General features: G+C 37.3%; 17 protein-coding genes and 1 tRNA gene. 4 read left to right on the forward strand and 14 right to left on the reverse strand.

The annotated features are described in order from the left end of the window. Positions 1-47: 47 nt before the first annotated feature. Positions 48-1,121, reverse strand: coding sequence for an AI-2E family transporter (locus PN497_RS11015; protein ID WP_096565631.1), 1,074 nt, complete (start codon positions 1,119-1,121; stop codon positions 48-50). A 110-nt stretch (positions 1,122-1,231) separates the two neighbouring features. Between PN497_RS11015 and pdxH the strand changes: the two genes are divergently transcribed. After that, a complete protein-coding gene (gene pdxH / locus PN497_RS11020; protein WP_096572561.1) occupies positions 1,232-1,876 on the forward strand; it encodes a pyridoxamine 5'-phosphate oxidase in 645 nt (214 codons plus the stop codon). Positions 1,877-1,911: 35 nt separating this feature from the next. On the opposite strand, the gene PN497_RS11025 is transcribed toward pdxH, so the two are convergent. The 8 genes from PN497_RS11025 to PN497_RS11060 form a co-directional block, all read right to left on the reverse strand. Then, positions 1,912-2,679 (reverse strand): Uma2 family endonuclease, encoded by a 768-nt coding sequence (locus PN497_RS11025; RefSeq protein WP_096565629.1) that lies wholly within the window; start codon positions 2,677-2,679, stop codon positions 1,912-1,914. Between the two features lie 230 nt (positions 2,680-2,909). Further along, positions 2,910-3,473 carry a Uma2 family endonuclease gene (locus PN497_RS11030; protein ID WP_096565627.1) on the reverse strand — a complete coding sequence of 188 codons (564 nt, stop codon included), beginning with the start codon at positions 3,471-3,473 and terminating at the stop codon, positions 2,910-2,912. A gap of 41 nt (positions 3,474-3,514) precedes the next feature. After that, a complete protein-coding gene (locus tag PN497_RS11035; RefSeq protein WP_272110126.1) occupies positions 3,515-3,757 on the reverse strand; it encodes a DUF3368 domain-containing protein in 243 nt (80 codons plus the stop codon). Positions 3,758-3,865: 108 nt separating this feature from the next. Next, the gene (locus PN497_RS11040) at positions 3,866-4,003 is read right to left on the reverse strand and encodes a hypothetical protein (RefSeq protein ID WP_272110128.1); all 138 of its coding nucleotides are present in this window, start codon (positions 4,001-4,003) and stop codon (positions 3,866-3,868) included. Then, positions 3,996-4,247 carry a UPF0175 family protein gene (locus PN497_RS11045; RefSeq protein ID WP_096565625.1) on the reverse strand — a complete coding sequence of 84 codons (252 nt, stop codon included), beginning with the start codon at positions 4,245-4,247 and terminating at the stop codon, positions 3,996-3,998. The genes PN497_RS11040 and PN497_RS11045 overlap by 8 nt, the downstream gene beginning before the upstream one ends. Positions 4,248-4,963: 716 nt before the next feature. After that, complete coding sequence (locus PN497_RS11050; RefSeq protein WP_096565623.1) at positions 4,964-6,880, reverse strand: serine/threonine-protein kinase; 1,917 nt, start codon at positions 6,878-6,880, stop codon at positions 4,964-4,966. An 821-nt stretch (positions 6,881-7,701) separates the two neighbouring features. Beyond that, entirely contained in the window at positions 7,702-8,526 is an 825-nt protein-coding gene (locus tag PN497_RS11055) for a DUF3153 domain-containing protein (RefSeq protein WP_409349327.1), read from the reverse strand. 82 nt (positions 8,527-8,608) lie between these two features. After that, complete coding sequence (locus PN497_RS11060; RefSeq protein WP_096565619.1) at positions 8,609-9,127, reverse strand: tetratricopeptide repeat protein; 519 nt, start codon at positions 9,125-9,127, stop codon at positions 8,609-8,611. A 97-nt stretch (positions 9,128-9,224) separates the two neighbouring features. On the opposite strand from PN497_RS11060, the gene PN497_RS11065 reads away from it, so the two are divergent. Continuing rightward, complete coding sequence (locus PN497_RS11065; protein ID WP_272110130.1) at positions 9,225-9,350, forward strand: hypothetical protein; 126 nt, start codon at positions 9,225-9,227, stop codon at positions 9,348-9,350. Here the strand turns inward: PN497_RS11065 and argB are convergent. From argB to PN497_RS11090, 5 genes are all read right to left on the reverse strand, one after another. Next, positions 9,330-10,220: an acetylglutamate kinase gene (gene argB, locus PN497_RS11070; RefSeq protein WP_096565617.1), complete on the reverse strand. Its 891-nt coding sequence runs from the start codon at positions 10,218-10,220 to the stop codon at positions 9,330-9,332. The genes PN497_RS11065 and argB overlap by 21 nt on opposite strands. A 92-nt stretch (positions 10,221-10,312) precedes the next feature. Continuing rightward, complete coding sequence (locus PN497_RS11075; protein WP_096565615.1) at positions 10,313-10,867, reverse strand: shikimate kinase; 555 nt, start codon at positions 10,865-10,867, stop codon at positions 10,313-10,315. Positions 10,868-11,147: 280 nt separating this feature from the next. After that, positions 11,148-11,220: transfer RNA gene (locus PN497_RS11080), tRNA-Ala, on the reverse strand. A gap of 123 nt (positions 11,221-11,343) precedes the next feature. Continuing rightward, a complete protein-coding gene (gene psaK / locus PN497_RS11085) occupies positions 11,344-11,604 on the reverse strand; it encodes a photosystem I reaction center subunit PsaK (protein ID WP_096565613.1) in 261 nt (86 codons plus the stop codon). A gap of 107 nt (positions 11,605-11,711) precedes the next feature. After that, the gene (locus PN497_RS11090) at positions 11,712-11,864 is read right to left on the reverse strand and encodes a hypothetical protein (RefSeq protein WP_190348734.1); all 153 of its coding nucleotides are present in this window, start codon (positions 11,862-11,864) and stop codon (positions 11,712-11,714) included. A 27-nt stretch (positions 11,865-11,891) separates the two neighbouring features. On the opposite strand from PN497_RS11090, the gene PN497_RS11095 reads away from it, so the two are divergent. Together PN497_RS11095 and PN497_RS11100 are read left to right on the forward strand one after the other, a co-directional pair. Further along, positions 11,892-12,320 carry a SufE family protein gene (locus PN497_RS11095; RefSeq protein ID WP_096565611.1) on the forward strand — a complete coding sequence of 143 codons (429 nt, stop codon included), beginning with the start codon at positions 11,892-11,894 and terminating at the stop codon, positions 12,318-12,320. A 111-nt stretch (positions 12,321-12,431) separates the two neighbouring features. After that, on the forward strand, positions 12,432-12,516 hold an 85-nt coding region (locus tag PN497_RS11100), incomplete at its 3' end, for a helix-turn-helix domain-containing protein (RefSeq protein ID WP_272110135.1).

The following is a 12,516-nucleotide window of genomic DNA, read 5'->3' on the forward strand; positions in this document are numbered from 1 at the left end:
AGTCACCAGTCACCAGTCACCAGTCACCAGTCACCAGTCACCAGTCACTAATCATCAACAACAGCATAACTATATACAGAATTTCCATTTTTGTTGTTTTTAATAGCGTCGAAAGTGCCTTTGATAGTACCAGCAATGGGTACAGCAACCAGTGTTCCCAACAAACCAGCAATTTCAAATCCCATCAAAATCGCTATAAAAATCCATAGGGGATTGAGTCCGATAAAGTTACCAAGCAACTTGGGAGATAGGATATTATCTTTGATTTGCTGCATGATAATTGCTACCATTGCTACTGGAAATGCTAACCACCAAGTCTGTAAAAACACTAATAACGTTACCAACCCTATCCCTAATGTAGCGCCGATAAAGGGAATAAGCTCAGAAATACCGATGATAATGGCAAATAATAGGGCAAATGGTACTCTTAAAAATAAGAAAATCGGTGTCAGGGCTACCACCATAAACAGTGCCAGTAATAATTGGCTAAGGAAAAAGTTCTGAAAATTTAATTGTAAGGACTTGCTGAAGGGGATGCCAATATAAGATGGCAGGAGATTAATTAAACCATACCACAGGCGATCGCCATATAGCAGCATATAAAAAGCTAGTACAATTACTAACACTATATTCAGCAACGCCGATAACAACGTTCCCGCAAATCCCACCGCACCAGAAGCTATCTGTTGTAGAATGTTCTGCACACCAGCATTAATTTGCTCAGTTACTAAACTTAGGTCAAGTTTTATACGTTTCTGACGTGCTAACATTTGCAAATTTTCCAGGTTGTCTTGACTGGAGGCTAACCAATCAGGAATTTTGTTTAAAAGTTGGATTGTTTGGTCAATTACCATCGGTACAAGGGTAAAACCCAAAATAATCAACAAAGCTAAAGTGAAGATTAAAACTATGATCACTGCCTGAGTGCGAGTAAATCTAAACCTTTCCAATAATTTAACCGGGTAATTCAGCAAAAACGCCAAAATTGCCGCAATACTCAGAATAGTAATTGGATGCTGGAAATAACCAAACAGCAGAGACAGTAGCCAGACATTGAGAGCGATAATCGGGCCACTCAGACCATAAATTAGCAGAGTTTGTAAAGAGGCTGAACGGCGCATTTGATTTAATCTTAGGGAATAGGGAATAGGTAATAGGGAATGGGGAATAGGTTATAAAATGTATGATAATTACCAATTACCAATTACCAATTACCAATTACCCATTACCAATGGATAAAAATATTGCTGACCTTCGTAAAGACTACACTTTGCAAGATTTGAATGAAACAGAAGTTAACCCTAATCCTTTTATACAATTTAAATTATGGTTTGATCAGGCTCTAGAAGCAAAATTATTAGAACCTAACGCCATGACTTTGGCTACATCTACCCCTGATGGTAAACCTTCAGCCAGAATGGTCTTATTAAAAGATTTTGATGAAAGGGGCTTTGTTTTATTTACCAACTACAACAGTCACAAAGGACAAGAAATAACAGCCAATCCTCAAGCTGCGTTAGTATTTTGGTGGGCAGAATTAGAACGACAAGTGAGAATTGTGGGATGTGTAGAAAAGATTTCTGCTGAAGAATCGGATGGATATTTTGAAGTACGTCCTCATAATAGTCGTTTGGGCGCGTGGGCTTCTAATCAAAGTGAAGTAATTGCTAGTCGGGAAGTTTTAGAAGTACAATTACAGGATTTCCAGCGTAAATATGAAAATCAGGAAGTTCCTAGACCACCTCACTGGGGAGGTTTTCGGGTAATTCCCCAAGAAATAGAGTTTTGGCAGGGACGTTCTAGCAGGTTACATGATCGGTTGCTGTATTCTCGGTGGGATGATGGAAGTTGGAAAATACAACGTTTGTCACCTTAATTTTTTGTAGCGGGCAAGATGCCCGCACCACAATTTCATGAGATAGTGTTAGGATCAATACCTAGTTCTCGTAACTTAGCTGCTAATAATTCAGCCCGTTGACTTTCTTGTTCAGCCCGTTGACGTTCCTGTTCAGCCCGTTGACGTTCCTGTTCAGCTTGTTCACTACTCCACAGCAGCAAATTTCCGTCACTATCCCACCACCGCAACCAGTTCATGGTTTGACATAATCTTTCACCTGGCCAAATTCCTAAAAATAGTGAGAGTTCAGGAATCCAAAAACGTCCATTAGGGTCTGCTTTTTGTTTGTTGTATTCTCCATTTTGCAAACAGCGTACTTCTAAACTGGGTTCGTAGGGATCATAAGTGACATAAGTGGGAACTTGGAGAATGTGTTCGTAAAAATACAACTTTCCATAAGGTGGTGTGGAACGTAATGATAATTCTCCACCTTCGGTATCAGAAAGAAATTCCATCACCACAGCTACAGGTTCTCCTTCGAGGTTGGGGGTATAACTGCGACGTACCACATCAGTAGCTACAGGATGCACCTGTGGCACATAAAACCAGTCGGGGGCTTTGACGATGATTTTTTTGTTTAAGGTGGCTACAAGCCCAAAATTAGAGCCAATCAGCATTTGTGGGAGGATGCGTCCTGCTGCACCTAAAGCGTCAGTAAGTGCAGCTGCTAAAGGTGGTTGTTGAATATTTTCCACTGGGTCATCAGGTAAAATAAAATCGGCGGGAAGTGGTTCCCAGGTGACAATGGGTGTTTTTTGAGTTGGGTGAGTTTGTAGAATCATAGATTTATTTATAATAGGTGATCTGAATTAGGATTTGAGGATGTACAGGATGTGATTTAATGATGGTTGGTTACGCACAAGTCACTAAAGAATGAACCGCAAAGTACGCAAAGGACACGTTCACCGAAGGTGTTCCCGAAGGATAGGTAAGAGGTTTTAGAGAGATTTTCTATTTTCATCCTCTACATCCTTTAATCCTGGTTATCCTGATTCTGACACAAATATCATCATTAACCTATCATTTTCAACCAGGCAAATATTTGATTAACTGTTAATTGTAAATTGATTTCTTCTAAAATTGGTAACTGTTGATCACCTCTGAATAATTCTGGTTGTTGCTGGGGACGAAAAACCAAAATAGAACGATCTTCAGAATCTATTAACCAACCTAACAAACAACCATGATTTAAACAATATAAAATATTATCTATCACGCGAGTTGAATTTTGTTCAGGTGAGAGAATTTCAATAGTCCAATCTGGAGGAATGAAAAAATCATTAGGGACTTCACCTTCAGCAGTAAAGGGAATATTTGACCATTTGAAAACCGCGATATCAGGAACTACGGAACGCACACCAAAACTACAACGCAACTCAGGAAAAGCATAAGCTATTTTTTCGCTTTCTGTGATATCATTAATACTGTTGCATAGTCTTAATTGTAAGCGGCTATGTTTGCCTTTGGGCATTGGTTTAGTGATAATTTCCCCGTTGATATATTCTCTCACCGGTTTTGTTTCTGGGAGTTTGAGAAATTCTGTTAAGGTGAGGGATCGATTAATTATTGTGGGCATGATTTTTTGTATTTCTATTTTTAGAAAGATTCTCCAGCTAATCAGAGAACATCATTAATAATGCTATCATTTAACCACATTCCTTGTTGTTTCAACATAGCAATCACAGGAGCAATAGAAGATAAGTAACCTAATTTTTTAGCTTTTACTAAAACACCTAATGTTCCCGTGTATTTTAATTTGTGTATATTAGCAATACGTCGAGCTAATTGATCATCAAAAATTAACAAACTGCCAGGTTTTTCTAAACCTAAACCTAATACTTCTGCTTCACCCTGTCTCAAATCTATAATAGCAGGAATTAAACTAATTGATTTTACCGGAGTAATTAAAATCCAATCAATAGAATGAATGTCTGGTACATTAATTCCTTGCTTTTTGCCAACTGCTAATTATTCAATCACCGCAGGAGGTGTTAAAATCTCACTATACAGCTTTTGTAGTAGCTCTAAATGTCCAACTTGATGAAGATACAACAGAGGTGAAGTATTGACTATGACTGAAGAATTAAGCACTGAATAATTAAGCATTGTTAACATCTTGTTCTAATTGTTCAGCCGTCAAGGAAAATGGTGATACTTGATAACGTCCTAAAATTGTTAAAAATTCTACCCGCGAAATTCCCGCTAATTGTGCTGCTCTCCCTGATGAGAGTTTACCCAGTTCAAAAAGTTTCACTGCGGCTAAAATTGGTAACTCTCTTGATAAATTTTCAGGTGTTTCTTTGAGAGTGATTAATATTTCTTCTGGTATTTCTAAGGATACTATACTCATAATTTGATTTCCTTGTTTTCCTCGTTCCCAGTCTCCAGACTGGAAATGCAGTTTTAGAGTCTCTGATTTGAGTATAACTGTTTTTTGTCTGAATCAGGATGTCCAGGATTACAGGATTTTCAGGATGTTATTTGATGATGGTTGGTTACGCACAAGTCATGGAAGAATGAACCACGAAGAACGCAAAGGACACGAAGGTAAGAGGTTTTAGAGAGATTTTCTGTTTTCATCCTCTACATCCATAAATGTTGGTTATCCTGATTTTCACCATCTGCGTCTATCTGCGTTTATCTGCGTTCATGCCATAATCAGGATGTCAAGGATTTGAGGATTTACAGGATGTTATTTGATGATTGTTGGTTATTCTGAAAGGATTTTTTTGTCTGAATCAGGATGTCCAGGATTACAGGATTTACAGGATGTTATTTGATGATGGTTGATTACGCACAAGTCATGGAAGAATGAACCGCAAAGAACGTAAAGGACACGAAGGTAAGAGGTTTTAGAGAGATTTTCTGTTTTCATCCTGTACATCCCTAAATGTTAGTTGTCCTGATTCTCGCCATCTGCGTCTATCTGCGTTCATCTGCGTTTTTATCCTGTACATCCTAAAATCCTGGTTATCCTGATTCTGACAAAATACAATTTCTGAAAATTTAGATCAATCTTCAAAAACCATCATGTAAATCCTTAAATCCTGAACATCCTGATTCAGATTATTCTAACCGCCAAATTTTGATAGTCTTGTCATCACTTCCACTAACTAAAATCCTACCATTGGGGCTGATAGCTAGGGTACGAACTTTATCAGAATGACCAGTCAGGGTAGATTTTAATTTTCCTGTGGCTAAGTTCCAGATTTGGATAGTCTTGTCACTACTTCCACTAACTAAAGTTTTGCCATCATCGCTGATAGCTACAGACCAAATGGAATCAGTATGTCCTGTGAGTGTAGCTTTTAATTCTTTTGTCTGTAAGTTCCAAATCTTGATAGTCTTGTCCCAACTGCCACTAACAAAAGTGTTAGTATTAGGGTTGATGGCTAGTGACCTAATTCCACTTAAATGCCGTGTGATCGTCAATAGTAATTCTTTTGTTTGCAAATTCCAGATTTTGATAGTTTTGTCTGAGCTACCACTAAATAAAGTGTTAGCATCGGGACTAATAGCTAGGGACAGAACCCAGCCAGAATGACCATTTAGGGTGGATTTTAATTCTCCAGTTAACAAATCCCAAACTTTGATAGTTGTATCATCACTTCCACTCACTAGAGTCTTACCATCAGGACTCATAATTAAGGAATTAATGCCGTTAGAATGACCATTTAAGGTAGATTTTAATTTTCGTGTTTCCAAGTTCCAAATTTTGATAGTTTTATCTCCACTACCACTTGCTAAAATCTTAGCATCAGGACTAATAGCTAGGGAGCTAACCCAGTTAAAATGGCAATTTAGAGTAGATTTTAATTCTCCTGTTTGTAAATTCCAAACCTTGATGGTTTTGTCTCTACTCCCACTAATCAAAGTATTACCATCAGGACTAATAGCTAGGGAAAGAACAGCTTCATAATGACCAGTGAGGGTATTTATTAAAGTAGCATTTAGGTTTCTGTTTTTATTAATAAATATATTTTTTCCTACTATTGCTAGAATAAATCCTAACACTAATAAACCCACACTTTGGATAACAATACGACGGGAATAATATGTTTTTATAGGTGGTGGTTGTGGTGGTTTAGAAGGTGTAGATATAGGTAGTTGTAAAACTTGTAAAACTTCCTCTACTGACTGGTAACGGTTTTGATATTCTAGTTGTAATAACTTATCTATAACTTCTCCTAATTCTAAACTCACAGATTGCTGTAAATGATCACGCCATTTTTCCACCCAACCATAACCTTGTTTTTTCCATAACTCCCAAGGATGCACCCTAGTCATTAAATGAAAACAACTTGCACCCAAACTAAATAAATCACTCGCTGGATACACTTCTCTATCTTCCATTTGTTCCAGGGAAGCATAACCATAACTCCCAATTACCGTACCTGGACGCATTGTTCCCTGGAGTTGTTTAGAAGCACCAAAATCAATTAAAAATAATTTCCCATCACTGCGACGACGCATAATATTTTCTGGTTTAATGTCGCGGTGAATGATGTTATTACTATGGACTATTTGCAAAACTGGTAACATATCCAGCAATAAATTACGGATTTTTTCTTCATCAAAATTTCCCTGATTTGCTAACTCAATTAATAAATTCTCACCTTCAATAAAATCTTGAATTAAATATAAACAATCATCCTCATCAAAATAAGCTTGTAATTGGGGAATTTGGGGATGTTTCAGGTCTTTTAGTTGTATTGCTTCTTGCTCAAATAATTCCTTAGCTTTTTTTAAAGCGTAGGTATTTTGAGTTTGGGGTGCAAATTGTTTAATAACACACTTCTCATTTAATTTATCAACATCTTCAGCTAAATAAGTCTTCCCAAAACCACCACCACCCAAAGGTTTCACAGGACGATAACGGTTTCTCAGCATAACCAAAGGAACACCACAATTAGGACAAAACTTTGTCGTATCTGGTACGGGTGGATTATGACAGTCTGGGTTCAGACAACATATCTGATTCATTGTTTGGGGTAGATACTTTGATATTTATAATATATACAATAATATACTCGCTAATTTCATAACACTGATGTTTTATTTCTTAGCGTCTTAACGTCAGCACCTTAACAATTTTTAACTTAAAAATCCCAAAAAAGTTTCAACACCCTTTTTTAGCCCAAAATTATTGAGAATGGTTGCGAATGAATTAACGTATTTTCAAGGGTCTTGACTTCTCACAGGGTTGTGTTATCATAGGTTTTAGAATAATCCAAGGGAGTGGTATTGTCTAAATCAGAATGTCCAGGATTTGAGGATTTTCAGGATGTTATTTGATGATTGTTGGTTATTCTTGAAGGATTTTTTTGTCTGAATCAGGATGTCCAGGATTTAAGGATTTATAGGATGTTATTTGATGATGGTTGGTTACGCACAAGTCATGGAAGAATGAACCGCAAAGAACGCAAAGGACACAAAGGTAAGAGGTTTTAGAGAGATTTTCTGTTTTCATCCTCTACATCCCTAAATGTTAGTTGTCCTGATTTTCACCATCTGCGTCTATCTGCGTTCCGAAAATCTCAACCCAGGCTGTTAAAAACTTTATATATATTGCGCCCACAGATTTCCACTCATAACATAAGTGTACAACTAACCTTGCAGCTTGTCAAGTCGAAAACTAAAAAATATGCGATCGCTCATAAGCTGTTACACAGCTAAATTGTATAATCCTAATATTCTGAACTCTTGTTTAACAGGCAAGATGCCTGTTCCACTTATACAAATTAAATGCACAACAGCTTATCCTGTAAATCCTTTAATCCTGGATATCCTAATTCTGACAAAATTTATCTTGAGACTAACAATGTATATCGCACATAATAACCACCCCAAACAAACAGGATAATTATTAATGTACCAATACCCAGGAAGTTAGGAGTCCAAAATACAACTTCTATATGATTTAACTCACCTGGTTTTAGTTTCCAGACGAGTTGTTTACCATTCTTTTCTGGTTGGATGATATTTTCAGTTTGTTGAATATTCTTAACTCCCCAAGGTGTTTGTAAGCTAAAATCTAAATCAATAATTGAACTCGTGACATTTAAGTTGTTTCCTTTACTGGTAAGTGCAGCAAGAGAACGCAAATCTAAATCATAGATTAAATGATTTCTCGATAAAAGTAAAAAGTTATTATCCTGTACAATTAAGTTAGATGCTATATTTGGTAATTCTGAATTATTGCCAATTTTATCATTTTTTGGAGCAGTGGGATAGTTGAAAAAACCACTAAATTTTTCTTGTAGTTCCTTTCCATTGGTAAAGGGTATTTTGACAATAATTTCTTCGGGAGAAATGCGTTTTACTGAACCTGATAGTTTTCTAGCACGACGTTCTAAAGTTCTTGACCATTCGGAAATATAATCACCGCTAAAACTGATGACTGTTTCCGGCAATTTAATATGTTGTACTAATTCGCCGTTGTTGGTATGATTAAAGTTAATTCCTAAATCATATTGTACACATCCAGATAATGTTAAAGATGCCAAAATTAGGAAAACGGAAAATAGTTTTTTGGAGGTTTTTAAGTTGATGATGTTTTTAAAAACCAATCTTGCTATTTTTATTAATATTAAATGAAATCTGGTTTTTGGCAAATTATCTATATTCATAATATTCAGAAGATGCAAAATATTCATAAACTTGTTTTTTCTAAATTTACCTTTTTACTGTCACCTGTCACCTGTCACCAACTCACACAGTTAACCAAACTAAATAGGAAATTGTTAAAGCGACTGCAATTAAAGCTACCCAAATAAAACGATTATCTTTTGTATTGACTTGACTGAGATCAATGTATTCTGGTTCTGGGGATTTTTGTTTTGTGGTTTTTTTGGGTTTTGCGGTGATGACTGTTTTAGCTTCGTTTTCCCCAATATTACCAAAATCAGGAATTTCTGTCATCCATTCTTTTGGGCGTTTAAGTTTGGGCGCTTTTAAAATATATACTAATCTTTTGGCTTGTGATCTGGTTTCATAATGGGGATGACGGGTGAGTTGTTGACAAAGTGCGATCGCATCTTCTGAACGTCCCGCAGCTTCATAAGCATTTACCAACCAAATGTCTACTTCACCTCCAAAGCGTGTATTTTTTGCTAATAAGGAACTAGCTTTTTCTAAGTTTTCCACAGATTCCCGATATTGTCCATTTTCAAAAGCTACTTTTCCAGCAATGTAACGATTTTTCGCAATTTCTAAACTTTCTGTAGTCATTAGTCATTAGTCATTAGTTATTAGTCATTAGTTATTGGTTATTGGTTATTGGTTATTAGTTATTAGTCATGAGTCATTAGTTATGAGTCATTAGTTATTGGTTACTCTTCCCAGTCACCAGTCACCAATTACCAATTACCAATTACCAATCACCAATCACCAATCACCAATCACCAGTCCCCAGTCCCCAGTCACCAATTTATCATTTAACTTGAGAACCTAAAATCATTGTACCAATTCCCACATCTGTAAAAATTTCTAACAATAATGCGTGAGGAATGCGACCATCAATAATGTGTGCAGCTTTGACTCCTTGAGCGAGCGATCGCACACAACAAGTCACTTTAGGAATCATGCCTCCACTAACTATACCATCGTTAATCAATTGACGCGCTTCAGGAATATCTACTTTAGGAATTAAGGTAGATGGGTCTTTGTAATCGGTTAAAATACCCCGTGTATCCGTCAGCAAAATTAACTTTTCTGCTCCTAAAGCAGCTGCTATTTCTCCCGCTACGGTATCAGCATTAATATTATAAGCTTGTCCGTTATCATCAGCAGCGACGCTAGAAACCACGGGAATATAACCATTACTGGCGAGAGTTTCTAATATCTTGATGTTAACATTACTGACTTCCCCTACAAAACCAATACCTTCATCACCTTGAGGACGAGCAGTAATTAAATTACCATCTTTACCGCACAGTCCCACGGCCATACCCCCAGCTTGGTTAATCAGAGCCACAATTTCTTTATTGACTCGGCCGACTAACACCATTTCTACCACATCCATTGTTGGTGCATCGGTGACACGCAAACCATTCTTAAATTGTGCTTCAATTCCCAGTTTACCCAACCAACTGTTAATTTCTGGACCACCACCATGTACTAAAATTGGTCGCAAGCCTACACAGGATAAAAATACAATGTCACGGATAACTTTATCTTTGAGGCTACCGTCTTTCATGGCCGCACCTCCGTATTTGACAACAACGGTACGACCTGAGAATTTTTGAATGTAGGGTAGTGCTTCGCTGAGAACTTCGACGCGATTAGCTTCCGCTTGCCTGATATACTCGGTATCGTTAATCATTTTGAGAATTTGCTAATTTTCAATTTTGGGGATGCAGGATTTTTACATGATCAAAACATGAAAATACCCTAGCATCACAAAATTTCCTCAGATCAATTTTGATGTTGAACATCTTGAGTTTTGAGAACACTAGGTATTGCTGCTAGTATGGTTGCCACAATTTGTTCTGGGGTTTGCTCCTGGGTGATGGTAATATGTAAGTCAGCTTGGGAGTAAAGCGGTTGACGTTGTTGCAGGAGCGATCGCAATTTACTTTCAGGATTAGAATCTTGTAAAAGTGGTCTTGTAGTGTCTTCTAACAACCTATTAAAAATTGTTTCCACGCTGCAATCTAACCAAACTATCAACCCATGATGTAGATAACTCCAGTTTTCTTGTCGCAGGACAATACCCCCACCAGTAGCTATAGTTAATTTAGTATAAGCACAAACTTGAGCTAACACATCACTTTCCAACTGCCGAAACCCAGTTTCACCTTCATCAGTAAATATATCATTAATAGATTTACCAGCAGCTTTAACTATGACATCATCAGTATCTATAAAACCATAACCCAATTCTTGAGCCAGTAACCGCCCAACTGTGGTTTTACCGACACCCATCATCCCAATTAAATACAGGTTGACTCCTCTTAATAAATTACTCATAACTTACTCACCAGTCTGATTCATTTACGCTGAACATTTCTGAGCATTGATTGACAAAGCTCGAACTCTTGACTCCAATTAATAATTTTTACATTTTATAGGAAATAGGCAAAAACCCCCTAACTGGTGATAGTTAGGGGATTATTTTTTGTAATGCAAAAAATTACACATATAACGCTTGACAGATTTGGTAGAAAATTAGTAGAAAGTCCAAATAGAGAGTTTTGCACTTTCTACCACCTGTACCTTAAAAACCAGACACAGTAAGGCTTATAAGCTATGGAGTTAAGCGGAATCGAACCGCTGACCTCTTCAATGCCATTGAAGCGCTCTACCAATTGAGCTATAACCCCGCAGGTTGCATTACCAATTATGCCAGATTATTTCCATTTAGTCAACTGTGTTCGTAAATAATCCCGACCATTGTAGATGCGGCCGGGATAATGAATCACAAAAGACGAGATGAGATGTAAATCCTAGATTCTACCAATGTTATGCAATCCCAAGATAATACCAGCGCCTAAGATATGACCAAAAGCGGCAGTAGCAAGTATAGCAGGTAAACCAAAACCACCAAAGAATTGAGGTGCGGGTGCTGCGGGTTCAGCACTGGGATATTGAATTGTAAATTTACCAAAGGCGATCGCAATAATATTGGCGATGATCATAATGATGCCAACGGTAGGAGACCATTCTAGGGGTGTAGTTGCAGCAGCGATTAGAGTAGAAGTCAACATCCGATTTTCTCCTCAGATTACAGAATTAGGGGCTGATAATCTTCATAATTACTAATAAAATTCAACCAATGTCCCAATTTTGCAGCATTATTTAATATTTTTTTGAATTACTTCATAATTGGTGATTGGGGACTGAAGACTGGGGACTGGGGACTGGGAAAGAAAGGGAAGAAAGGGAAGTTAATAACCCAATCACCAATCACTAATCCCCAGTCAACTGCGATCGCTCTTAAAGATCGCAGATCATTTACACTCAACATAAGACTGATTTATTTTCTAGATTTACTATGTCCTTGAGTCTTGACTCCTTACCACCTGCTTTAGCCAAGATTGTGCAACGCTTTCAACGTGCTTCTGATCCAAAGCGCCGTTATGAACAATTAATCTGGTATGCTCAAAAATTACCAGAGTTTCCCGAAGCTGATAAAATCCCCGAAAATAAAGTCCCTGGTTGTGTCTCTCAGGTATATGTCACAGCTTCACTCAATGATGGCAAGGTGGTTTTTCAGGGAGATTCTGATTCTCAACTGACTAAGGGACTGGTAGCACTTTTAATAGAAGGGTTAAACGGATCATCACCTAATGAAATTGTACAACTAACTCCTGATTTTATTCAAGCCACAGGGTTAAATGTCAGCCTCACACCTTCCCGCGCTAATGGGTTTTACAACATTTTTAAAACTATGCAGAAAAAAGCATCGGAAATAGGGGTGTAGGGGTTAGTAGCTAGTTACTGTTTTCTTAACCAATACTAACAAATACTCACATTTACTGAAAATTTCCTGTCATCTTTTGGCTTTGTGACAGAATTACAGTAAAATCACTGTATGCTACTAGGATTCAAAACCCAACTCAAAGTTAACAAGCAACAACGACTACTACTGGCGCAACACGCAGGAGTAGCTAGACACG

It is taken from the genome of Sphaerospermopsis kisseleviana CS-549 (genome assembly GCF_028329225.1).
GTDB lineage: Bacteria > Cyanobacteriota > Cyanobacteriia > Cyanobacteriales > Nostocaceae > Sphaerospermopsis > Sphaerospermopsis kisseleviana.